Source organism: Streptomyces sp. NPDC006655 (assembly GCF_040703965.1).
Classification (GTDB): domain Bacteria; phylum Actinomycetota; class Actinomycetes; order Streptomycetales; family Streptomycetaceae; genus Streptomyces.
In genome coordinates, this window is record NZ_JBEYJU010000082.1 from 1 (window position 1) to 22,473 (window position 22,473).

Consider the following 22,473-nt stretch of genomic DNA (forward strand, 5'->3'; position numbering starts at 1 on the left):
CGCGCGGTCTGCTCCGCAGACACGACGCGCCGCCGCTACGCGGCGGAAACCCCAACCCCCGCTCCGCGGGAGTTGGGAGGTGATCCACTCCGTGGATCACTGAGTGGGTGTCAGGAGCGTGGAGAGCCGATCGCTCCGCGCTCCGCTCTCCACGCTCCTTCAGCTCTGTTTAAAATCTGCAACTTGGCTTGTAGTTAAGGTATCTGAGTGGACGTCCGCTCCGCGGTCGTCCACTGGCTGGCAAGTAGGCGAGAGTGTGCCGCGCGGCTCCTGTGAGGCAGGCCCCCGTCTGGGGAGGGAAGAAGCAGTTCAGCCCGTTCTCCCACGGACCGGACCTGGCCAGCACTCCTCATGCCTCCTGATGGAAGCAAAAAACTATGGAGTATCTGAGATGTTGTCTTCCCCTCTTCAAGGTCATGCGGCCTGATATCGAGTCAGTTTGGCTCGGGCAGTTCGCAGCGGAGTCACCTGCTATCTCTCGTGGAGGTCACGCAGATGGATCCGCGGGCCTGGCCCGATGTGCGTGACCCGAGCTTCGGACGGCGCTGGCGGACGCAGGCTGCGACGTTCTCCTGGAGCAGCGAGTAGGCGTAGAGCGTGGCGGCGTTGAACCGTTCCTAGAGACTGAGCGGGAGTGAGTCCTGTTGCCAGGCCCCCTGCTCAGCAGAACGCCCCGAACGGTGTTGGGCGTTCTGGTCCCCCGCGTGCGCTCCGCATCCGGCGCGCACGGATCGTGTCCGTGGTCCGGGAATGCGGGTGGCGGGTTCCCTGACGCCCTGGGGCACCCGGTCCAGCCTGGACGGTCCGATGCCCCTGCTCATCACTCCGGTGAGCAGGGGGCGGTGCCGTCCGACGCCGGACCGGGTGCCGCAGGGCGCGCCTTCTGATCGCCACGGCGGCAGCCTCATGGCGAGTGGTCTACGAGTCTTGGAGTTGAGGGGTTTCTGCCGTGCTGGGCGGCCCCAGCGGCTGGTGTAGGCCGGGTCCACGGCGATGACCGCGATACCGGTCTGGTCGGTCATCGAGGTCAGCCGGGCACGCAGCCGGCCGGTGGGCTTGCCCGGGTCCTCTATGTCGCGGTAGAGCGCGGCGGATCTAGGGCACCATTCGCCTGTCTCCTTGACGGTGCTCCGGCCAAGGTGCCTGGCGCAGCGTCGTTCACCAGGCGGATCGGTTGCGATCACTGACTCACTCTGCTTACTATTACGATCGTAATTTAATGGACCTGGGCCGCATTAGGCCACGCCATCCGTGCACCGGTCATCTCCTCTCCACTTCACCGGGAACCTTCATGGACCTCTCCGCCAGCACCGCCCTTGTCACCGGAGCGAACAGGGGCTTCGGCCGGGCCCTCGCCGCCGAACTGCTCAGCCGTGGCGCCAGCGTCTACGCCGGCGCCCGCAACCCCGACCAGGTCGACCTGCCCGGCGCCAAGCCGATCGCGCTCGACATCACCGACCCGGCCTCCGTCGCGGCCGCCGCCGCGGCCACCGGCGACGTGACCGTCCTGGTCAACAATGCGGGCTCCTCCACCGGTGCCGACCTGCTCACCGCCGACCTGGACGACATCCGCCTGGAGATGAACACCCACTACCTCGGCACCCTGACGGTGGCCCGCGCCTTCGCACCCCAGATCGCGGCCAACGGCGGCGGAGCCATGCTGAACGTCCTGTCCGGCCTGTCCTGGGTCAGCTTCCCGGAGTTCGGCGCCTACTGCGCCGCCAAATCCGCGGAGTGGTCGCTCACCAACACCCTGCGCGTGCAACTCGCCGACCAGCACATCCGCGTGGCCGGCCTGCACGTCGGCTACATGGACACCGACATGGTCCGTACCGTCGACGCGGCCAAGTCCGACCCCGCCGACATCGCGCGCATCGCCGTGGACGGCATCGCCGCCGGCTCCTACGAGATCCTCGCCGACAACGCCGCCCGCCAGGCACAGGCAGCACTGTCCGGAGGCGTCTCCGTGCTCTACCCGCAGCTCCCCTGAGGCGCACCCGCCCCACCGGCCAACCGCCAGGCACGTCCGTCAAGGGAACGCCACGGCACAGCATCTGTGATTCGTCGGTCGGACAAACGTGCTGTACGGCCGACGACGGTTCCCCCCGTGTGTCGGGTCTTGCCTGCTGGACGTTTCTCGGCCTATTGTATTATGAACGTAAGGTAAATGGTGGGGACAGAGCGGTGACTCGCCATCAGCGCGAACGAACGCCCACGCCATGCCGCACAGGTGCAGGCGGGACCGGCCCAGCCGACGCAGCTCCGAGTGACAAGCCGACGACACCCGCACCCCACCAGGCGCAACAGCTCCGTGGTCGCCGGACGCGATCACGGCCACGCAAGCCCAACCCCTCAGGAAATGGAAACCACGCCATGAGCCGGCCCAGCACGATCCGCCTGGAGCGGACGACCCCGCGGACCGCGAGGATCACGTTCTCGAATCCCCCCGTGAACCTGGTGATCCCTGAGTCCATCGTGACGCTGCACAAGATCGTCTCGGAGCTGGAGAACGACCCGGACATCCAGGTCGTCGTCTTCGCCAGCGAACTCCCCGACTTCTTCATCAACCACTTCGACGCCACCGCGGCCGCCGACATCCCCGCGCCCGAGCACGAGGACGACAACCCGCTGTGGACCGACATGGTCCTGCGGCTGACCAAGGCCCCGTTCGTCAGCATCGCGGCTATCCGGGGCCGTACCCGGGGCGCCGGCAACGAGCTGGCCCTCGCCTGCGACCTGCGCTACGCCAGCCGCGAGAAGGCGTTCTTCGGCCAGCCCGAGGTCGGCCTCGGCCTCGTCCCCGGCGGAGGCGGCGGCGAGCGGCTTCCGCGCGCCCTCGGCCGCGACCGCGCGCTGGAGGCGATCCTGACCAGCGCCGACTACGACGCCGACACCGCCGAGCGCTGGGGATGGGTCACCCGAACCCTGCCCGACGCGGAACTCGACGCCTTCGTCGACGCGACCGTCGCCCGCCTCGCCTCCTTCGACCGGCAGGCACTGGCGACCGCCAAGTCCCAGGTCAACCGGGCGACACTGCCGCCGGACGCCCACCTGGTCGCCTCCTTCGGCGAGTTCGCGGGCACCCTGACGCAGCCGGGATTCGCCGCGCGCGCGGTCGGGCTCGGCGCACTGGTCGCCGAAAAGGGCCTCGACGTCGAGTACCAGCTGGGCGAGTACATCGGCCGGGTCAGCGAAGCCCTCTGATCACCCACGACCGATCGCAGCGCCCCACAGGGCGCCCGTAGGCGCCGCGACACCCCGGGCAGCGTCCATCCCCCACCCATCAGGGTTCCCACGGCGGCCGGGCACGCCTCAACGGCAGCCCGGCCGCCGGCTTCCCGGCCGGAGGGCCCGCCGCACCCACCGGTCTCCGAACACGGAAAACGCGACGGCCAATGTCCCACCGTCGTCACGTGCAAGTGGACCGAACGTTCTCGCGTCCGGTGCCGTGACGTCGCCCACGGCACATGAACAGCTCTCGGCAGCGGCGCAGCCCATCCTTTGAGAGGGCTTCTGCTGCAATGCCGCACCAACGGCTCGAAATCGCAGGCTCTTGCGTCAGTGTCTGCCTCTCGGGTGGTCGGCCCTGTGTCGGTCGGCTGCGGTCAGGCTTCTGGGCCCAGTGCTGCCGGCTGATCGCTGCTGCCGTGCGCCAGCGAGGCGAGAATCTCCTTGCGGCAGACATCGAGGATTTCGTCCGCCAGCGGAGAATCGTCCGGGCATGCCCGCGACAGCATGACCGCTCCGACCGAATGGGCGAGCATGTCGATCACCATGGGCTGCACCGACATCGCCACCCGTGCCAAGGACATCGACAACGGCATCGCCGACGTCATCACCGTGGGCTCGATGGCCCTCGCCAACCCCGACCTGGTCGAGCGCATACGTGCCGGCGCACCCCTGAACACCCCCGACCCCGCCACCTTCTACGGCGGCGGCGCAGCCGGCTACACCGACTACCCCACCTACACCGCCTGACCCAAGCGCCCGGCGCCCGAGGCAATCGCCTCCCTCGGGCGCTCCGGCGTACGCACGCCAGGGCATAGATGCTGAACGTCCGCACGCGTACCGAGCGCGGGTCCTGGGGTGCGACCCGGGCGGCAACGTCGTCGATCACGGTGAGCACCCCGTCGGTGTACGCGCGTCGGGTCGCGTCCGTGCCGCGGGCGATCTCGTCGAGCAGGGCGGCCGACGGGCAGCCGTGCTCAGGACTGTCACGGTGCTGCACCGAGAGAGAGGCCCGCAGGATCTGCTCCATCCCGGCCTGGCCGGGCACCGCCGCACCCACAGCCTCGCACTGCGCGCGCAACTGGTCGGCGACCGCCGTCGCGACCGGATCGTCCTTGGAGTCGAAAGGGGCGTAGTCGGTAGGCGGTCTCGGCGTCGTCGAGCTGTGCCGGGTAGGGGTGTTCGGGGGCATGGCGGAAGTCCACGACGAGCGAGCGGATCCCGGCGGCCTTCGCGATGTGCCCGGCGGCCTTGCGGTCCGCATGCATGGAGGCGGTGGCTGAGCCGCCGAAGTGGAAGTGCGGCAGCGCCCGGTCGGGGTCGGTGCCGGCGGGGATGGCCCAGAGGGCGGGGACGCCGTCGGCGTCGACCTCGGCGTAGGTGACGTCTTCCGGTTCGGTGGACGCCAGGTGGTGCGTCTCGGCGATGTCGCGCACGATGCCCAGGTCCAGGCCCGGCGTCATCCACTTGGTGCGCACGCCGTCCAGGAACTGCGCGAACTCGACACGGGCGAGAGCGCGAGCAGGAGACGCGGCGGCGGATCAGCGAGACGGCTGGGCGTCGGTTCAAGAGCGACGGGATCGACGGTTCGGGGATCGCCGCGCTGATGGTCTGATGCCGGTCGCTCTTGTGGGGGCTGGACACGATGCGCCCCGCCCCCGGCGGCTGTCAGAACATCGTGTTGTCGTTGGCGGCGGTCTCGGGCACGGCCTGTTCGGAGCTCCAGTGCTCGACGATCCTGGCATCGCGGACCCGGAAGAGGTCGATGACCGACCGGCCACGCTCGCCCGGCGTGTCGACGTAGTGGCTGTGCACGGCGACCAGGTCGCCTTCGGCGATGACGCGTTTCGGTGTGACACTCGACTGCGGGAACTTGTCGAAGTAGCTGCCCAGGTCGGCCTTGAGGCCAGCCGCGCCGTCGGAGATGGTCGGGCTGTGTTCGTGGTAGTCGGCGCCGACGTAGGTGTCGATGGCGGTCAGGTCCTTGCGGACCAGCAGTTGGTCGACGAACGCGGTGACCAGTTCCTTGTGGTAGGCGCTGAACCAGCGCTGCCCGACCGCGTCGGTCCGCGGCTCGCTGAGCGTGGCGAACATGTCGTTGCCGCTGGCCGTGGTGGCGGGCACTTCCTGAATGACGTCCCAGTGCTCGGCGATCTTGCCGTCCTGGAAGCGGAACAGGTCGAACACGGCCAGACCCTCGGTGCCCGGCACCATGACATAGCGGGAATGCAGCAGCACCAGATCGCCGTCGGTGATGATCCGGCGGGGCTCGAAGGCGGCCTGCGGGAACTGCTGTCGCATGGCGCCGCTGAAGTACTTGAGGGCGTCGGCTCCGTCGGGCGCCAGGGGGTTGTGCTGGATGTAGGAATCGGGCCGCACGACCCGATCGACGATGGCCGTGTCGCCGAGGACGAACACGTCATGCAGCAGTTGGCTGGCAACGTGTGCCTTGCTGTCTCGGACGGTCAGCACGATCTTGCCGGTGGTGCGGCCGGTCTCGCCGAGCGTATGCGCCTTCGCAGCCTCGGCGAGCGGGAAGGTGGCCTCGACGTGGGCGCGCAGTGCGCCGGTCTCGACGAGGGCAGCGATGGCCTGCATGCCGGCCTGGTCGGCCTCGACCAGCAGCGACTCGTAGCGGATCCCCCGCTCGGCGATCGCCGCCAGTTCGCCGGCGTCGACGGGTACCGGAAGGATCGAGACGAGGGTGCCGCCTTGGCGCAGCACGGCCACGGATCGGGCGCGGGCGGCGGAGTCGCGGGAGATCGGGTCGAGGACCACGTCGATGTCGCTGAGCACCTCGGTGAAGTCGACGCTGTGGTAGTCGATGACCTCGTCGGCACCGAGGGATCGCAGGAAGTCGTGTTTGGCAGCGCTGGCGGTGCCGATCACGTACGCGCCGCGGGCCTTGGCAATCTGCACGGCGAGGTGACCGACGCCGCCGGCCGCCGCGTGGATCAGGACTCGCTGCCCGGCCCGGACGCCGGCGGTGTCGACCAGTGCCTGGTAGGCGGTCAGCGCGGCCAGCGGCAGCGCACCGGCCTGGACGTGGTCGATGCCGGCGGGCTTGTGCGTGAAGACGCGGGCCGGCCCGGTCACGTACTCGGCGTGCGAGCCCACTCCGCCCGGGTAGGGCAGCATGCCGAAGACCTCGTCGCCGGGCTTGAACAGGGTGACGCCCACGCCGACGGCCTCGACGACGCCGGAGACGTCCCAGCCGAGCACCAGCGGCAGCCGGGCGATGGTCGCGGACCGGGCACGGTTCCCCCAGTCGGTCGGGTTGACCCCGGCCGCGTGGACGGCGACCAGGATCTCACTCACCCCTGGCGCCGGTTTGGGTAGCAGGGTCTCCTGCAGCACGTCTGGGGTGCCGTAGGTGTCCTGGCTGATGACTCGCATGGTCTCGGTGTCCGTCATGGGCCCAGCCTGGCCGCCGTCACAGGCCCACTACAATGGCGTGATCGCCAATTTTCGACGGGATCCTGCCGTGATCAAGGTGCACCGCGTCGTTGTCCTCGCCTCGCACGGGGTGTACCCGTTCGACCTGGGCATTCCCCACCGCGTCTTCGGCGCCGCAGACGGCCGCTACGAGGTCGTGACCTGCAGCATCGACGGCCACCCGGTGCGCACCAACACGGACTTCTCCATCACCGTCGATCATGGCCCGGAGGCGTTGCGCACCGCCGACACCGTCATCATCCCACCGTTCCAGACCAGCAACCCCGGCCGTCAAACGCCGGTCGACCTGGCGCAAGTCCTCGCGTACGTGGCCCCCGGCACCCGGATCGTGTCGACCTGCACCGGCGCCTTCGTGCTGGCCGCGGCGGGGCTGCTCGACGGGCGCCGGGCCACCACGCACTGGCACGCCACGGGCCTCTTCCGGGAGTGGTACCCGCAGGTGGAACTCGACCCGAACGTCCTGTTCGTCGACGAAGGCGACGTGCTGACCTCGGCCGGTGCCGCTGCCGGCATCGATGTCTGCCTGCACCTTGTCCGCAAGGACCACGGCAGCGAGATCGCCAACCGTGTGGCCCGCACCTGCGTCGTCCCCCCGTGGCGCGACGGGGGCCAGGCGCAGTACATCGAACACCCGGTCCCCGACGCAACGGCGAACGACACGTCCGCCGCCCGGCAGTGGGCGCTGCAGAACCTGCACAAGCCGCTGACCCTGAGCGACCTCGCCGAGCAGTCGAACATGAGCCTGCGCACCTTCGCCCGCCGCTTCAACGAAGAAGTCGGCTTGAGCCCCGGACGCTGGCTCATCCAGCAACGCGTCGACCGGGCCCGGCAGTTGCTGGAATCCACCGACCTGCCGGTCGACGAGATCGCCGGCCAGGTCGGCTTCGCCGGCGGCACCTCGCTGCGCGAACACCTGCACGCCGCTATCGGCGTCACACCACTGGCCTACCGGCGCACCTTCCGAGGCGCACCGGCAACGAGCCGTGCCGCCGCGTCGGATGCCCGGCGGGACGGTCAAGCACGTCGCCCTCGACCGTAAAATTATGCACGTCATGCCATCGGTCATGCCGGGAACCGGTATCGGTCGCGCGTATGACAGCAAACGCACCCGCGAGTCGAGCTGTGGCCGAACACGCTGATCCTCAACCGGGCCGGCACCGACATCGCCACCCGTGCCAAGGACATCGACAACGGCATCGCCGACGTCATCACCGTGGGCTCGATGGCCCTCGCCAACCCCGACCTGGTCGAGCGCATCCACCTTCTACGGCGGAGGCGCGGCCGGCTACACCGACTACCCCACCCACACCGCCTGACCACAGCCCCCGGCGCCCGAGGCAGTCGCCTTCCTCGGGCGCTTCGGCGTACGCACGGCGCAGCCAAACAGCGGTGAACATGCACTCGCGACGCGAGCGGTGCGCCGTCAATGACCACGAGGTCCCGTCCCGCGGCTCCGCATCCGGACTCGCCGAAGACGATCGCGGTGCGCTCGGGGTGTCGGGACGCGGTGTCCGTCAGCAGTCGTGACACGTTGCGGCTCGGGCTGAGCATCATTGCTCTCCTGGTTCTGCGGGTGGGGGCGGTCGAGCCCGGGCCTGCCGTCTGCTGGGCGACAGCTCGGCCAACAATCACCTGCCGACCATAATATTACGTGCGTCAGACCATAGATTAGGATGAGATACAAGGCAATGGTCCGGCAACGTCGGGGAGGAACCCTGTGGCGCGTTACACCAAGGAACACAAGCAGGTGACGCGGCAGCGGATCATCGAGAAGGCCGGCCACCGGTTCAAGCAGGACGGCATCGACGGCTCCGGCATCTCCACGCTGATGTCGGACGCCGGACTCACCAACGGGGCCTTCTACGCCCACTTCGAGTCCAAGGACGACCTCGTCGCTCACGTCGTCGCCGAGCAGCTGCGCGCGCAGGTGGAGCAGTTCGGAGCGCTGCGGCCCGGCCGCGAGGGCCTCGAGGATCTCATCCGCTCGTATCTGTCGCCCGAGCACCGGGACAACCCCGGCAACGGTTGTCCGAACGCCGCCCTGCTGGACGAGATCGGCCGCTGCGGTGACGCAACCAAGGACGCCTACACCCACGGCGCCAAAGCCATCGTGGACGAGTTCGCCGCCCGCCTGGCACCCGAGGATCCGCAGTCCGCCCGCGGTCAGGCCGTCGGGCTCTTCACCCTGGCGGTGGGAACGCTGCAGCTGTCCCGCGCGCTCTCCGACCGAAAGTTCTCCGACGAGGTCCTCGAGCAGGGAATCGAGAACGCCCTCGCCATCGCGCGATGCACGTCAACACCGGCTGGATGACCTGGCACGGGCCGGGACGCCGGTGCCGCGTGAGCGGGTGGCCCCCGGGGCAACTGCGATCTCGGGAGCGGCCGGCGCGGGGGTCCTGCGCTCGTACGGCGGCCGACTCTGCGCCCGTTCGACATACGCCGTAGCGGCAGTGCAGGTCCTGGGCCTGGGTCCTGGCGCCCGGACGGGACGCCGGCCGGTCTCCGCATCGCCGTCCTGCACGTCAACCGCCTCGGCGCCGCAGGGCCGAGAGGCGAGCAGGTCAGTTACGTCGAACACGTGACGAGAGCCGTGACGCCCGGCGGGCGTCACGGCTCTGAGTCAGCGTCCTTGGCCCCGTACGCACACCGCACCGCGGCCCTACGGCCGGCCGAAGAACTCGAGAGCCGTCGGCACGAACTGCTCGTGGTACTGGAAGATGCCGCCGTGTCCGCCGTCGGGGTAGATCACCAGCTCGGAGTTCGGCAGTCGCCTGGCCATGTCGTACGAGTTCGACGTCGGAACCATCCTGTCGTTGTCGCCGTTGGCGACGAGCACGGGCTGCTGGATGCGGGAGAGATCCTGCGGCTTTGCCAGCCCCCAGCGGTGGATGGCCTTGAGCTGGGAGAAGTAGGAGGTGAGGCGGATCGCCTTGTCCCGGTCCTTGGTGCGCTCCTTCAGGCGGGCCAGGAACTCCTTGCCGGCCCGGCGCCCGTTCGCGGTGCGGGTGAAGAAGAGGAACTGCTTCGGATCCTGAAGGGTGAGCAGTGCCCGGAGGGTGTCATAGTGCGAGATCCGGGTCACGTTCTTGATGCCCTCGCCGCCGGCCGGACCGGTGCCCGCGAGGACCAGCCTGCGGATGAGCTGCGGATCAGTCTCGGCGATCACCTGGGCGATCATGGCGCCCATCGAGAAGCTGAGGACGTCGACCTGCTCGAAGCCCAGCGCCCGGATGAAAGTGACGGCGTCCTTGGCCATCTCCTCGATGGTCTTCGGCGTCACGCCGGTGGAGGCGCCCACGCCCCTGTTGTCGAACGTGATCACCCGGTGCCTGGCGGCGATGCCGTCGACGACCCGGGGGTCCCAGTTGTCCAGGACCGCGGCGAGGTGGGTGATGAAGACGACCGGCATGCCGGTCCGGGGGCCGAGGTCGCGGTAGGCGAAGGTCACTCCGTCGGCGGTGACGGTGCGGGTCTGCGCGTTCTTGTACGACGTCACCACGTCGCCTCGTATTTCGTGTGCGTTCACGGTCGTGCCCTTCGGTGTGAGGATTACCGCCGCTGTGCGCCGGCTCTGCTTCCTCGCAGGTGGGCGCAGAGCGGTTCCCGGGTCTCCCGGCTGCGGCTGCAGTCCGGGGTCGGCGGTCAGAGGAGGCCCAGGAAGCGGGAAACCCCTTGGATCAGGTCCCTGAACAACCCGTCGACCATTGAAGTATGACCATAATTCCATCGGGGTGCAAGTGGGCCGGCCGAACGGAATGCACAGCGGCGGAATCACGGGTTCCCCGGGCGTCGGGGGTGCACCAGCACAGCGAACCACCAGAGCAGGAGCGGCTCACCTGCGCCGGCGGCCACGAGACGCTGGTCGTGGCCGTCCGGCCCCGGACCGGGGACAGCCGACGATCTGTACAACGGTTTGCGGACTTCGATGCCCGGCGTGAGGACGACGCCTGGCTGCGCCCCGGATTTCAGGACGAGGACTGGGCCGGAGTGCACACCGTGGACCACGACGACGCCCGCCTCAGCCCCGCCCCCCCGCCACCGGTACGGCCCACCTCCCGCCTGCACCCGCAGCGGACCTGGTGCAGCGCTTGCGGCGCTCGTCGGCAACACCGTCGGCCTGACCGGGGAAGGCCGCTCCATGGCGACGCTGAAGCTCATGGGACGTCAGATCGCACTTCCCGACGCCCTCCGGAAGCTCGACCGGCCCTTCGTCGTCCTGGTCCCGGGCAAGCCCTCGGCCCTGCCCGCGCTCGGGCAGTCGGCGCCGACGCCATCGTCCAGGCCTTCACCCCGGGGATGCAGGCGGTCGGGCGGTCGCCGAGTTCTTGGTCGGGCGCACTGGGCCGAGCGGGCGGCTGCCGGTCCATTACCGACCAGGGCCGGGGGCAGTACGGCTACAGGTGCGCCGATCTGACACAGGATCCGCTGTTCGCCTTCGGCGAGGGCCTCAACTGCACGGCGGTGCAAGACTCGGACCCGACGATCCAGAATCCGTTGTCACGTCCACGGGGACGCTGCGGGCCACGGTGACGCTGACCAGGACGGGCCGCCGTCCGGCACGGGAGACTGTGCAGGGGTATGCCCGCGACCGCGTCCCGAGCGTGACGTGGACCGATCGCGAAGTGAAGGCCTTCACCCAGGTCGGCGTCGAGCCGGGCGAATGGGTCGAGGTGATGATCCTCGTCCTCGCCGGTGACTGCACCGTCGTCGCCGCTCGGGACGCCGCGTCGTCGGACCGGGCGAGTTCGATCTCCTGCTCGGCAGCAGCTCACGCATCGAGGACCTCCGCGCCGCCGCCTTCACCGTCGACCACCTGCGCGGAGCGAGCGCTACGGCATCCTCTGGACGGGCCCGGCAACGCGGTGATGCCCGGTGCGTGTGATCGTTTCACTGTGAGCGCGCGGGCGGGACGCTTCACGGTCTCTTCGCGAGACCCGGCACCAAGACAAAATTGCGTGCCGCCGAAAGCCCCGGTCGCCGGTCACCGCCGGCGGCGGGAGCAGACCCGCGGACCCCTGCCCGCAGGACAGGCGCGGGGTGACGGCAGGCGGGCGACCAGTAATGCGTGCCGCCTGTCGTGTCGGGGAGTGCTACGAGGTCACGTCGCCGGTACGCACCGGCTGCCCGGGCTCGACGGTGATGACCCGGCCGGAGCCGTGCAAGGGCCGCCTCACGGCTGTGAGGCGGCCCTTGCACGAGGGCTGACCGGCCGTCGCCCGGGGTTCGGGACCGGCGGCGCGGTCGGCGTCTTCAGGCGGCGAGGAAGTCGGCCACCTGCTTGGTGAAGGCATTGGCGTGCTGGAAGAGGAAGGCGTGGCCGGCGTCGCCGTAGAGGAGGAGGGTGGCGTCGGCCAGGTGCTGGACGGCGACGTAGGACGCGTGGGCGGGGACCATCACGTCGTGCAGGCCGTTGGCGTACAGGACGGGGTGCTTGATGGACTCCAGTTCGGCCTTGACCTCGTCGAAGGGGGCTGCCAGGAGCTGGCCGATCGCGGCGAGCATGCCCTGCGCCGCCGTCTCGGAGACCGCGGGGCCGCCGGCGGCGAGCCGGGGCGCGACGTGGGCGAAGTGCTCGTGCCCTGAGGCGCGGGCCGCGTCCGTCTCCGGGTAGAACAGGTACAGCATGTCCTCCTGGTCGGCGTCGGGCTTGGCCATGATGCCCAGGACCTTCTCGCTCGCCTCCGGCGCACCGGGCACCCAGCCGGTCGGGCCGCTGCCCGCCACGATGATCTTGCGCACCAGCTCCGGGCGACGCGCGGCCAGGCGCTGGGCCACAAAACCCCCCAGGGACCAGCCGAGCACGTCGGCCCGCGCCAGGCCGAGGGCCTCGATGAACTCGGCGGCGCCCTCGGCGAATCCGTCGAGGGAGTCGCGCGGCTCGCCGGTGGTGCAGCCGACGCCGACGTTGTCGAACACGATCACGTCGTGGTCGGCGGCCAGGTAGTCCAGGAACTCCGGGTCCCACCAGTCGATGGTCGCCCGGAACCGCTGCAGCAGGACCAGCGGGACACCGCCCTGCGGACCCATGCGCCGGTAGGTGAAGGTCGCGGAGGGCCCCTCCACGGTGAGGTTCTCGGCCTTGTCTGCCAGATAGGTGCTCATGACGTCCTTCTTCTCTTGTGGGCGGGTGCCTGTCATGTCTCGCGGGTCTGCTCACGCAGCACACCAAGACATGCCGGGTCTGCGGGGTCGCTGCCCTTGGCCGGCGCCCCATGCGGCGAGCCAGGAATGCGGATCAGGCAGACGGCCTGCTCGGATCGCCCGGTCACCGGCTCGCTCCGATCACCCCGGAATCCACCGCGCCGAGCCGCAGAACAATTACATTATGCTCATAATACTAAGCAGGGGCGACTCGGGCACGCAAGGGGGCTGCCGGGGTGAGCGGAGCCCGCGACCCCGCCGCGGAACCGGCTGCGGGGCCGGCGGCGCAAGCGGTCCGGCGCGGCGGGGACCGAGGGGCGGGGACCGAGGGGCGGCGGTGCCGCACCGGCCGCGAGGGCACCGGAATCCGGGGTCATTGAATTACGTTCACAATACAATACATCGGAGGAGCCGACGGAGGGCGAGCGGCCCACCCGGCGCGCAGAGGAGTGTGCGGTGCGATACAGGAAAGAGCACAAGCAGGCCACCAGGCGGAGGATCATCGAGACGGCGGGCCGGCGCTTCAAGGAGGACGGCATCGACGGCTCGGGCATCACGGCGCTCATGAAGGACGCCGGGCTGACCAACGGCGCCTTCTACACCCACTTCACGTCCAAGGACGACCTGGTGGCCACCACGATCGCCGACCAGCTGCAGGCCCAGAACGCGAGCATCGTCGCGCACGCACAACCGGGCCGCGCCGGCCTCGAACAGATCGTGCGCTGGTACCTGTCCCCCTGGCACCGTGACAGCCGTGACACCGGCTGCCCCTCCGCCGCCCTGCTCGACGAGATAGGGCGCTGCACCCACCCGACCAAGCAGGCGTACACCGAGGGCGTACTGGTGGTCGCCGACGGCATCGCCGCCCGCCTGGCGCCGGACGACCCGCTCTCGGTCCGCCCCATGGCACTCAGCTCCTACGCCATGCTGGCCGGCACACTCCAGCTCTCGCGGGCCCTCGCCGACCCGCAGCTCGCCGACCAAGTCCTCGACCAGGGCATCCACAACGCCCTCGCGCTCCTGGGCATCGAACACGAAGGGGACACCAGGACGGCGCACTGACCGGCGTACAGACAGACACTGCGCGGCGCGCGCCGCACCGCCCACGCCGCGCCAACCCCTCACCTGCGGCGCGGCACCCCTACGGGAAGAGGCGTCCACTCGGCACCCGGAAGCCTGCACGCGGCCCCGTCCCCCCTGCGCCCAGGCACGACGTCGCGGGCGTCGTCCGCCGCGAGGACCAGCCGGCCGGTCCGGGTTTCGTGGACTCGCCCAGGTGCCGCATCAGCTCGTCGTACAGGTCGTTCACGCTCAGATGTTGATCATGTGGCCGGCCAGGCCGTGGACGGCTTCCTTGACCGCTTCACCGAGGGTGGGGTGGGCATGGACGTTGCGGGCGACCTCGTGGACCGTGAGGTCCCACTGCTGGGCCAGGGTCAGCTCGGGCAGGAGTTCGGTGACATCGGGGCCGATGAGGTGACCGCCGAGGAGCTCGCCGTACTTGGCGTCGCTGATCAGCTTCACGAACCCGCTCGCGTCGCCCAGGCCATGGGCCTTGGCATTCGCGGTGAACGGGAACTTGGCCACCTGGACGTCGAAGCCCTTCTCCCGCGCCTGCGCCTCGGTGTAGCCGAAGCTGGCGATCTGGGGCCGGCAGAAGGTGGACCGCGGGATCATCACGTAGTCCAGCTCCATGGTCTCCGCGTCCGCGATCGTCTCCGCGGCGACCACGCCCATCGCCTCGGCGGCGTGCGCGAGCATCAGCTTCGCGGTGACGTCACCGATGGCGTACAGGTGCGGGACGGACGTACGGCACCGGCCGTCGACGTCGATCGCGCCGCGCTCGGTCAGCCGCACGCCCGTGTTCTCCAGGCCGTAACCGGTGACGTTCGGCGCGAAACCGATCGCCTGGAGCACCTTGTCGGCCTGAAGGACCTGCTGGGCGCCGTCCTTGCCGGTGACCGTGACACGGACCTGCGCGCCCGACTCGTCGATCGACTCGACGCGGGTGGAGGTGAGCACGCCGATGCCCAACTTGCGGTACTGCTTGGCGAGTTCGGCGGAGACCTCGACGTCCTCCAGGGGCGCCATCCGGTCCAGGTACTCCACGATCGTGACCTTCACGCCGTAGTTGTGCAGCACGTACGCGAACTCGATGCCGATCGCGCCCGCGCCCGCGATCACGATGGACTGCGGGAGGTCGTCGGCGAGGATCTGCTCCTCGTACGTGACCACGCGCGCGGTGCGCTTGGTGCCGGGCAGCAGCCGGGGCGTGGCGCCGGTCGCGATGATGCAGTGGTCGAAGCCGATCGTGCGTGACTCGCCGTCGCAGCCCGCCACTTGGAGGGTGTGTGCGTCGAGGAACGTGCCACGGCCGTCGATCTCCGTGATCTTGTTCTTCTTCATCAGATAGTGGACGCCCTTGACCCGGCCGTCCGCGACCCGGCGGCTACGGCTGAACGCCTCGCCGTAGTCGAAGGAGACCTCACCCTCGACCTTGATGCCGAAGGTCTTCGCCTCGCGCGTGAAGATGTGCGCCAACTCGGCATTGCGCAAAAGGGCCTTGGTGGGGATACAGCCCACGTTCAGGCAGACACCGCCCCAGTACTTCTCCTCGACGACCGCGACGCTCCTGCCCAGTTGGGCGGCCCGGATGGCGGCTACGTATCCGCCGGGGCCCGCGCCGAGTACGACGACGTCGAAGCGCTCACCCTGCTCGTCCATGGACGGCTTCCTTTCCGCTGGGACGGCCCGCCCCCGCGAGGGGCGGACTCACTCCCGATCGAACGATCTGTTCATCAACACGCCGGCGGCGGCATCCGCCACCTCCGCCGTGGGGAAACGGTGGAGGCGACCGTATGGTCCGCCCTCTCGGCAGCGGCTTCCCGACGTCAGCTTCAGCGCCGCGACGCGGTGATCTATGCCCGCTCAGTCCTCAGCGGCGGCGGGCCGACGCCCGGTCGGCTTCGTGCACTTGGGCCTCGGCGGCACCGAGCCTGAGAGTGTCGAGGCCGAAGGCGGCGACCGGGCCGTGCGCACCGGGCTTGAGGACGGCATCCGGCTGAGCCGCGCGGGCGGGCGCCCCACGCCAGGAGGGATCCCGTCATCTATCCGGTTCGCGGCGAAGGGTGACAGCGGGCCAGGGCCGCCATGGCCGACCGGTCATCACCTGGCCGACCATGGAGCGAATCAACCCCGGCGTGGCCGGGCTACGCCGCTGTCAGAGGCAGCGGGGCGAACACGTGGTGTTCCCAGATGCGGCGGGCGGCCTCTTCCGGGTACCTGGTGACCGTCGGTTCGGCGTCCAGGAGTTGGACGAGGCGGCGCTCGGCGTCGTACGCGGGCCAGCCCGGGTCGCCCGTGGTGGCGAAGGCGGTCCAGGCGGAGCGGAAACGGGCGGAGAGCGCCTCGGTCTCGGGCGAGGGCACGGGCCCGGTCAGCATGGCGCCGAGGCCGCCGTACACACCGAAGGTCAGGGGTACGTCGAGTCCGTGACAGGCGCCCAGAACGCCGCCGTTGGCGGGTGCGGCCCAGGTCAGCTCGTACACGTGCGCCCGGCCGCCGCCCGCCACCTGCGCCTGCGCCAGGTGAAGGGAGGGCATGCGGAACAGCCAGTCGGACTGGACCAGCTCGAACAGGTACTCCGACGGGGCGTCCGGGAACGCTGCACGGTAGGTCTGTTCGCCGTCGGGTGCCGGTCCGAACAGGCCCAGCGCCATCGAGGCCAGGGCCTCGTCCACCTGTCCGAGCAGCCCGCCGAGCATGAGGAAGAGACGGTACTCGTCCCGGTTGTGCCCGGCGATCAGCTCCACGTCCCGCGCGGCGCCGCTCGCGAGTGCCTGCCACGGGGTGGTGGGCAGGACATCGCCGTCGACGACGGGCGAGAAGGGGGTCGGGGTCAGAGCGACCGGGCCCCAGCGGTCGACGTACCCGCGCATCCCGGCGGTCAGCGCGGCTCCTGCCCCGGGCAGCTTGCGCGGGTCCACACCGGACAGATCTGCGACCGTCGGACGCAGCCCCAGCCCGCCGGCCAGGGCTTCGGCGATGTCACCGGCCAGCGCGGCGGAGAAGAACGTACCCGGCACACTCTGGGCGACGGCGCGCCGGAACAGACCCCGCGCTCGCGGCATGGCCATCAGCGCGGCGATGGACCCGGCGCCCGCTGACTCGCCGAAGACGGTGACCTGGTCGGGATCGCCGCCGAAGGCGCTGATGTTCTCGCGCACCCACTCCAGGGCGGCGACCTGGTCGAGCAGTCCGCGGTTCGCGGGTGCGCCGTCGATCAGGGCGAACCCCTCGATCCCGACTCGGTAGTTGAGGGTGACCACGATCAGGTCACCGTCGCGGGAGAGCCGACTGCCGTCGTAGGCCGGGTCGTCGGCGGAGCCGAACTTGTAGGCGCCGCCGTAGATCCACACCATCACCGGCCGGCGTGCGGCCGGGTCCGTCTCCGGCGTCCAGACATTGACCGTCAGCCAGTCGTCACCAGCCGGAAGGCCGGCGGCAAGTTCCGCCTCGGGGCCCATCGGCTCCTGCGGGGGCGGCGGTCCGAACGCGAACGCCTCACGCACTCCGTCCCAGCGGTCCACCGGTCGCGGCGCCGTGAAACGCGCCGCACCCACCGGGGGCTGGGCGAACGGGATGCCCCGAAAGACCTCCAGGCCACCCTCGCGGCGACCGCGCACCGCGCCCGCCGCCGTCCTGACCTCAGGAAACTCGCTACTGCTCATCATGACTCCTCAGAGGACCGGCTGCCGGGCAGACGGTCCACGCACGGGATGCACAAGTGGGGTGACCGAGACGGAGTACCGGCGGGTCCCATTGACACCGGCCGACCGTCGTCCGAGACTCATGCTCGCCTTGGGGTGAACCATGTTTCACTAGACGAACCGGCTTGTCGACAGACTCGCGCTTCGAGGCCCCCACATCCTCCACGGACGCAGATGCTCTCCTTCCCCTCGTCCGCCGCGTCGGCTCCCTCCCGCACGTTCCGCACGGTGTTCCCTGTGCTGGCTGGCCGTGATCTTCGACTGGCATGGACATCAACCTCTACGGCGCCGTGATGCCCCACATGCCCGACAACGCGGGACTCGGCCTGACCCAGGCGAGTGCGGGCGGGCACCATGGGCAGCTGGACCACGTTCGGCATGCTCGCGGGTGCGCTCACTGCGGCTCGGCGATCTGCGCCACGGCGGGAGGGGGCGGACTGATCGGGTGCGGCCGGTTCATCGCCGGTCTCGGGCCGGGCGGGCTCATGCCGCTGTGCCTGGCCATGGTCATGGAGTTCGCACCACCGCGCAGAGCCGCCCTCACCACGGGCCTGCTCATGACCTCGTACCACGCCGGCGGCATGGCGGCGACGGACTCTGGCCCGGGCTGCGGGCTGGCACCGGGTCTTCCGGGCAGGCGTGCCGCCGGCCGTGATCGCCGTGCCTCTGCTGCTCACACTGCTGCCGGAAGCGCCCGGCGTGCTGCTGGCACGGGGTGAGCGGGACAGGGCCCACGCGGTCGCGGACCGCTACGGCCTGCCCCGGCCCACCGTCGTCGCCGCACCGGCCGCCGGAGCCAGGGTCCGCCTGGCCGCGGTGCGGGCACTGTTCCACCCCGACGCGCGCTGGGCGACTCCGCTGCTCTGGCTCGCCTCCTTCTGCGGTCTGCTGTTGGTGTACGGCGTGAGCACCGGGCTGCCGCAGATGATGCGGGCCTCCGGCTACGGCGTGAACTCCTCAGTCAGCTTCCTCCTCGTCCTCGACCCCTGGCCGACCGCATGGGCCGCCGCAGGGACATCACGTTCTTCGCGGCGAGGTGCCGCATCGTCGCGCCGGCCTTCCCGGTATGCGTCGGCTTCCTCAGCGGCAGTCTCGGCATGGGCGCAAGCATCGGCCTGTGCGCAGGAAGCTCTTACGGCATCGCCGTCCTCCCCGAGACCTCACACAGGGAACCCGGCACCCCAACCGCTGACCACTCTGTTCAACTCCCGGCTTCGCACGCATCCGTTCGCCGCTCTTGATCGTGGGTGCTCTCCAAGGAGACCGCCGATGCACTCATGGACGCAAACCCGCGCTACACAGCCCCTGCGTCAGCCAGGAAGGGCCGCAGATGCGCCAGCAGCGCTGCCGGCTGCTCCTCCGGGATGAAATGGCCGCACTCCGGGATCTCGGCACCGGTGACGTCGTCCGCGTACTCGCGCCAGATTTCCAGCGTCGGCAGGCGGGAGGGCAGCCCCACGGAACCCCACAGCGCCAGTACCGGCATGGTGAGGCGCCGGCCCTCGGCGGCGTCGATGTCGTCGAGGGCGACGTCCTGCTCCATGGCGCGGTAGTCGTCGAAACTCGCGCGCAGGGCACCCGGACGGGAGAACGCCCGGACGTAGGCATCGACTGCTTCGGGTGTCAGGCCGTGGCGGTTGTAGGTCCAGCGCTCGAAGAAGTACTCGAGATATCCGCGGATGTCGCGTCCCACGAGGCGCTCCGGCAGGTCGGGTTGCATCTGGAACAGCCAGTGCCAGTACCCGGAGGCGAGGGAGGCGTCCAGGCGACGGAACATCTCCCGGGTGGGCACGATGTCGAGTACGGCCAGCCGCTCCACCTGCTCGGGGCGGTCCAGCGCCCAGCGGTGCGCCACACGGGCGCCGCGGTCGTGCCCCACGACCGCGGCCTTCCCGAAGCCGAGCGCTTCGACGAGACCGGCGATGTCGGCAGCCATCCGCCGCTTGTCGTAACCGGCCGCGGGTTTGTCACTCAGGCCGTAGCCGCGCAGGTCGGGCGCCACGACAGTGTGGCCGGCCGCGAGATCCGCCAGCACCGGCCGCCAGCAGTCGGAGGTCTGCGGCCAGCCATGGAGCAGCACGAGCAGGGGGCCGGATCCCGCCCGGACGTAGTGCAGGCGGACCCCGTGCACCTGCGTCACTCCGGTCGTCACTGCCGGCTGTCCCATCAATGCGCCTCCCCGGCAGGACTAACCGCCTTAGACGGTTAAGCTAACGTGCAGAATGGAGGCGTGGCAACGGACGGCATGTGGATCTGGGACGGCGGGCGGGTCTGCCTGGACTTCACCAACACCCTCCGCTACCGGTGGCGGACCGCACCGCAGGAGACTCTCCGGAATCCGGGCGACCTGGCTCTCTGGCTTCAGCAGGCCGGCCTGCTCACACCGGGCATCCCGGACCCCGGCGCTGCCGCCGTCCTGGCCTCGGGCCGACGGCTGCGCGAGACGGTCGACCGGGCCGTACTCGCGGTCGCCGACAACCGGCTGCCCTTGTCCGGCGACATCACCATGCTCAACCGATCAGCAGCGAGGGCTCCTCGACCCGTCTTGCAGATCGCCGTCACGGACGGGCGCCTGGAGCCCGCCGGAACCGCGAACATCGCCACCGATGCCTCAGCCGCTGTGGCGCTGATCGCCCAGGACGCCGTCGATCTTCTCCTGTCCGCCGAGATCCGGCGGGTACGCGTCTGCGGCGCGGACGAATGCGCCCTGCGCTTCGTGGACCGCTCCCCCGCCCGCAACCGCCGCTGGTGCTCCATGTCCCGCTGCGGCAACCGCACAAAGGTCCGCCTCCACCAGGCCCGGGCCAGACGGAGTGAGCACACCCCGGCAGACTGAGCCCCAAGGGCTCCTGGCACCACCGCGGTCAGTTCACTCGGCGGACCTCAGACGAAAGGCGGGGCCGGGGACGCTCTCGATGTCTTCCGGCTGTACGGCGTGGCCCCGGCCGCAGCGGATCTGGGCGTCGACGTGCGCGCCGCATCCACGGTGCCTGGACAGCATGGCCGGGCCCTCCGGGTCGGCGCGGTAGCGGTCACCCCACTGCAGGAGCCCCATCACGGCCGGGACCAGATCCACACCCTTGGGGGTGATCACGTACTTCGGCCGGCTCCGCGAGCCCGGCTCCTTATAGGTCTCGGTGGCCAGGATCCCTTCCTCCACCAGCATCTTGAGCCGCGCCGCGAGGAGGTTGCGGGGACAGCCCAGGACGCGTTCGAACTCGCCGAAACGGGACGAGCCGTAGAAGACCTCGCGCAGGATCAGGATCGTCCACTTCTCGCCCACGACCTCAAGGGTCCGGGCGATCGAGCAGTTCGACGCGTCCCGGTCGAGCCGGGGGTCCACACCGGCGTCCTGCAGAGCTTCGGTCGTTGCATCCATGGACTGATTCTAACCTCATCTGAGTTTACTTTTCTATACTCAACAAGTAGCGTCATGGTCGGCACATCCACCCGGCCCGCACACGAGAAACGGGCGCGCAGGGGGACCTGCCGGAAGAACCGCATCAACCACCCGGACACCCGCACAGGAAGGCCGCCGGCATGAAGGCGTTCGTCGTCGAGAAGTACGGCAAGGACGGCGTACGCGCCGCAGAGGTACCCGAGCCCGCCGTCGGGGACCGCGACGTCCTGGTCAGAGTGAGCGCCGCCGGCATCAACCCGCTGGACAAGATGGTCCGCAACGGGGAGTTCAAGCAGCTGCTGAAGTACAAGCTTCCGTTCGTGCTCGGCCACGACGTGGCGGGCGTGGTGACGCGGGTCGGTTCCGCCGTACGCGGCTTCGAGGTCGGCGACGAGGTCTACGCCCGTCCGCGCGACCTGCGGGTGGGGGGCTTCGCGGAGTTCATCGCGGTCGACGCGGACGATGTCGCCCCCAAGCCGGCCTCGCTCTCCCTGGAGGAGGCAGCCGCGGTGCCGCTGGTGGCCCTGACCGCCTGGCAGGTCCTCGTCGAGCGCGCGCACGTGAAGCCGGGGCAGAAGGTACTCATCCATGCCGGTGCCGGGGGCCTCGGGTCGACGGTCATCCAGCTCGCCAAGCACCTGGGCGCCACGGTGGCGACGACCGCGAACACCAGGAGCGAGGAGCTGGTCAGGAGCCTCGGCGCCGACCTCGTCGTCGACTACACCAAGGAGGACTTCTCGAAGGTGATCTCCGGCTACGACCTGGTGCTGGACTCCGTGGGCGGGGCGAACCTCGAGAAGTCGCTGACCGTGCTGAAGCCCGGCGGTCTGGCCATCAGTGTCGTCGGGCCGCCCGACGCCGCCTTCGCCAAGCAGCTCGGCGCCCCCTCCGTCCTGGGCCTGGTCATGAACACCCTCAGCCGCAAGATCCGCAAGCGGGCCAAGGCGCTGGGCGTGCGCTACGAGTTCCTCTTCATGCAGGCCAGCGGCTCCCAGCTGCGCAAACTCGGCGCCCTCTACGACAGCGGAAAGCTCCGCCCGGTCATCGACAGCACCTTCCCCTTCGACCAGACGCTCGAGGCGATGGCATATGCCGAGCAGGGCCGCACCAAGGCCGGCAAGGTCGTGGTCTCCATGGGTCCCGGCAACGACTGAGACGCGGCCGGCAACAGCCCCTCCGTTCCGGCACGGTCATCACAGGACGGCCCCGTTGGCGGTCCACATCGCGACTATGCCGCGGAGAGCTGCAAGTTGCAGGGGTTCGGGTCATTCGGCACGCCGTATGCCCGCGGCACAGCGCGGCGCGCGGCTTCGGATGCCCGCGCGAAGTGTGCCCTGCCGCCCCAGATCCCCGCAGATCGCTCCTCGCCACCACCCGGTCCAGAACGCGCGCAACCGCGACGACGGTGGCACGCTGTCGCCGTCGTCGATGAGATCCGGCTCTGTACGGACGCAGTCAGACCGCTCCCGTCAGCGGCAA

18 protein-coding genes and 4 pseudogenes are annotated in these 22,473 nt (G+C 69.8%); 10 read left to right on the plus strand and 12 right to left on the minus strand.

The genetic code is table 11. The features are described from left to right. Positions 1-617 precede the first annotated feature (617 nt). Positions 618-1,061: pseudogene (locus AB0958_RS33800) on the minus strand (IS200/IS605 family accessory protein TnpB-related protein); the annotation flags it as partial. A 230-nt stretch (positions 1,062-1,291) separates the two neighbouring features. Here AB0958_RS33800 and AB0958_RS33805 point away from each other — a divergent pair. After that, positions 1,292-1,990, plus strand: a complete 699-nt coding sequence (locus AB0958_RS33805) for an SDR family oxidoreductase (protein WP_366894287.1) — start codon at positions 1,292-1,294, stop codon at positions 1,988-1,990. A gap of 383 nt (positions 1,991-2,373) precedes the next feature. Continuing rightward, on the plus strand, positions 2,374-3,204 hold the full coding sequence (locus AB0958_RS33810; RefSeq protein WP_366894288.1) for an enoyl-CoA hydratase/isomerase family protein: 831 nt from the start codon (positions 2,374-2,376) through the stop codon (positions 3,202-3,204). Between the two features lie 401 nt (positions 3,205-3,605). Here the strand turns inward: AB0958_RS33810 and AB0958_RS33815 are convergent, their stop codons facing one another. Then, complete coding sequence (locus tag AB0958_RS33815) at positions 3,606-3,776, minus strand: hypothetical protein (RefSeq protein WP_366894289.1); 171 nt, start codon at positions 3,774-3,776, stop codon at positions 3,606-3,608. Positions 3,777-3,783: 7 nt separating this feature from the next. Between AB0958_RS33815 and AB0958_RS33820 the strand changes: the two are divergent. Beyond that, positions 3,784-3,978 (plus strand): annotated as a pseudogene (locus AB0958_RS33820) (alkene reductase); the annotation flags it as partial. 236 nt (positions 3,979-4,214) lie between these two features. Here AB0958_RS33820 and AB0958_RS33825 read toward each other — a convergent pair. The 3 genes and pseudogenes from AB0958_RS33825 to AB0958_RS33835 form a co-directional block, all read right to left on the minus strand. Then, positions 4,215-4,706 (minus strand): alpha/beta hydrolase fold domain-containing protein, encoded by a 492-nt coding sequence (locus AB0958_RS33825; RefSeq protein WP_366894290.1) that lies wholly within the window; start codon positions 4,704-4,706, stop codon positions 4,215-4,217. Between the two features lie 190 nt (positions 4,707-4,896). Then, entirely contained in the window at positions 4,897-5,700 is an 804-nt protein-coding gene (locus tag AB0958_RS33830) for a nuclear transport factor 2 family protein (protein WP_366894319.1), read from the minus strand. Further along, a pseudogene (locus AB0958_RS33835) lies at positions 5,689-6,624 on the minus strand (NADP-dependent oxidoreductase); the annotation flags it as partial. The pseudogene AB0958_RS33835 and the gene AB0958_RS33830, both read right to left, overlap by 12 nt. Positions 6,625-6,712: 88 nt before the next feature. On the opposite strand from AB0958_RS33835, the gene AB0958_RS33840 reads away from it, so the two are divergent. The 3 genes and pseudogenes from AB0958_RS33840 (at position 6,713) to AB0958_RS33850 (ending at position 8,995) form a co-directional block, all read left to right on the plus strand. Beyond that, positions 6,713-7,723, plus strand: a complete 1,011-nt coding sequence (locus tag AB0958_RS33840; protein WP_366894291.1) for a helix-turn-helix domain-containing protein — start codon at positions 6,713-6,715, stop codon at positions 7,721-7,723. 81 nt (positions 7,724-7,804) lie between these two features. Beyond that, a pseudogene (locus AB0958_RS33845) lies at positions 7,805-8,000 on the plus strand (alkene reductase); the annotation flags it as partial. Positions 8,001-8,401: 401 nt separating this feature from the next. Next, positions 8,402-8,995, plus strand: coding sequence for a TetR/AcrR family transcriptional regulator (locus AB0958_RS33850; RefSeq protein ID WP_366894292.1), 594 nt, complete (start codon positions 8,402-8,404; stop codon positions 8,993-8,995). A gap of 348 nt (positions 8,996-9,343) precedes the next feature. On the opposite strand, the gene AB0958_RS33855 is transcribed toward AB0958_RS33850, so the two are convergent. Then, positions 9,344-10,210: an alpha/beta hydrolase gene (locus tag AB0958_RS33855; RefSeq protein ID WP_366894293.1), complete on the minus strand. Its 867-nt coding sequence runs from the start codon at positions 10,208-10,210 to the stop codon at positions 9,344-9,346. A 1,042-nt stretch (positions 10,211-11,252) separates the two neighbouring features. Between AB0958_RS33855 and AB0958_RS33860 the strand changes: the two genes are divergently transcribed. Continuing rightward, positions 11,253-11,969, plus strand: a complete 717-nt coding sequence (locus tag AB0958_RS33860) for a hypothetical protein (protein WP_366894320.1) — start codon at positions 11,253-11,255, stop codon at positions 11,967-11,969. On the opposite strand, the gene AB0958_RS33865 is transcribed toward AB0958_RS33860, so the two are convergent. Further along, positions 11,935-12,786, minus strand: coding sequence for an alpha/beta hydrolase (locus AB0958_RS33865; protein WP_366894294.1), 852 nt, complete (start codon positions 12,784-12,786; stop codon positions 11,935-11,937). The two genes, AB0958_RS33860 and AB0958_RS33865, sit on opposite strands and share 35 nt — an antisense overlap. Before the next feature lie 495 nt (positions 12,787-13,281). On the opposite strand from AB0958_RS33865, the gene AB0958_RS33870 reads away from it, so the two are divergent. Continuing rightward, the gene (locus AB0958_RS33870) at positions 13,282-13,887 is read left to right on the plus strand and encodes a TetR/AcrR family transcriptional regulator (RefSeq protein ID WP_366894295.1); all 606 of its coding nucleotides are present in this window, start codon (positions 13,282-13,284) and stop codon (positions 13,885-13,887) included. 249 nt (positions 13,888-14,136) lie between these two features. On the opposite strand, the gene lpdA is transcribed toward AB0958_RS33870, so the two are convergent. The 4 genes from lpdA to AB0958_RS33890 all read right to left on the minus strand — a co-directional run bounded on the left by lpdA (position 14,137) and on the right by AB0958_RS33890 (position 19,761). Next, positions 14,137-15,549, minus strand: a complete 1,413-nt coding sequence (lpdA, locus tag AB0958_RS33875; RefSeq protein WP_366894296.1) for a dihydrolipoyl dehydrogenase — start codon at positions 15,547-15,549, stop codon at positions 14,137-14,139. Between the two features lie 485 nt (positions 15,550-16,034). After that, positions 16,035-17,555 carry a carboxylesterase family protein gene (locus AB0958_RS33880; protein WP_366894321.1) on the minus strand — a complete coding sequence of 507 codons (1,521 nt, stop codon included), beginning with the start codon at positions 17,553-17,555 and terminating at the stop codon, positions 16,035-16,037. Between the two features lie 433 nt (positions 17,556-17,988). Beyond that, positions 17,989-18,153 (minus strand): hypothetical protein, encoded by a 165-nt coding sequence (locus AB0958_RS33885; RefSeq protein ID WP_366894297.1) that lies wholly within the window; start codon positions 18,151-18,153, stop codon positions 17,989-17,991. A 735-nt stretch (positions 18,154-18,888) separates the two neighbouring features. After that, positions 18,889-19,761 (minus strand): alpha/beta hydrolase, encoded by an 873-nt coding sequence (locus AB0958_RS33890; protein ID WP_366894298.1) that lies wholly within the window; start codon positions 19,759-19,761, stop codon positions 18,889-18,891. A gap of 63 nt (positions 19,762-19,824) precedes the next feature. Here AB0958_RS33890 and AB0958_RS33895 point away from each other — a divergent pair, with 63 nt between their 5' ends. Further along, positions 19,825-20,430, plus strand: a complete 606-nt coding sequence (locus AB0958_RS33895; protein ID WP_366894299.1) for an ABATE domain-containing protein — start codon at positions 19,825-19,827, stop codon at positions 20,428-20,430. Between the two features lie 33 nt (positions 20,431-20,463). Here AB0958_RS33895 and AB0958_RS33900 read toward each other — a convergent pair whose 3' ends face one another. After that, positions 20,464-20,973: a helix-turn-helix domain-containing protein gene (locus AB0958_RS33900; RefSeq protein ID WP_366894300.1), complete on the minus strand. Its 510-nt coding sequence runs from the start codon at positions 20,971-20,973 to the stop codon at positions 20,464-20,466. A 161-nt stretch (positions 20,974-21,134) separates the two neighbouring features. Here AB0958_RS33900 and AB0958_RS33905 point away from each other — a divergent pair, with 161 nt between their 5' ends. Beyond that, positions 21,135-22,148, plus strand: a complete 1,014-nt coding sequence (locus AB0958_RS33905; RefSeq protein ID WP_366894301.1) for an NADP-dependent oxidoreductase — start codon at positions 21,135-21,137, stop codon at positions 22,146-22,148. The last annotated feature ends 325 nt before the right edge of the window (positions 22,149-22,473 follow it).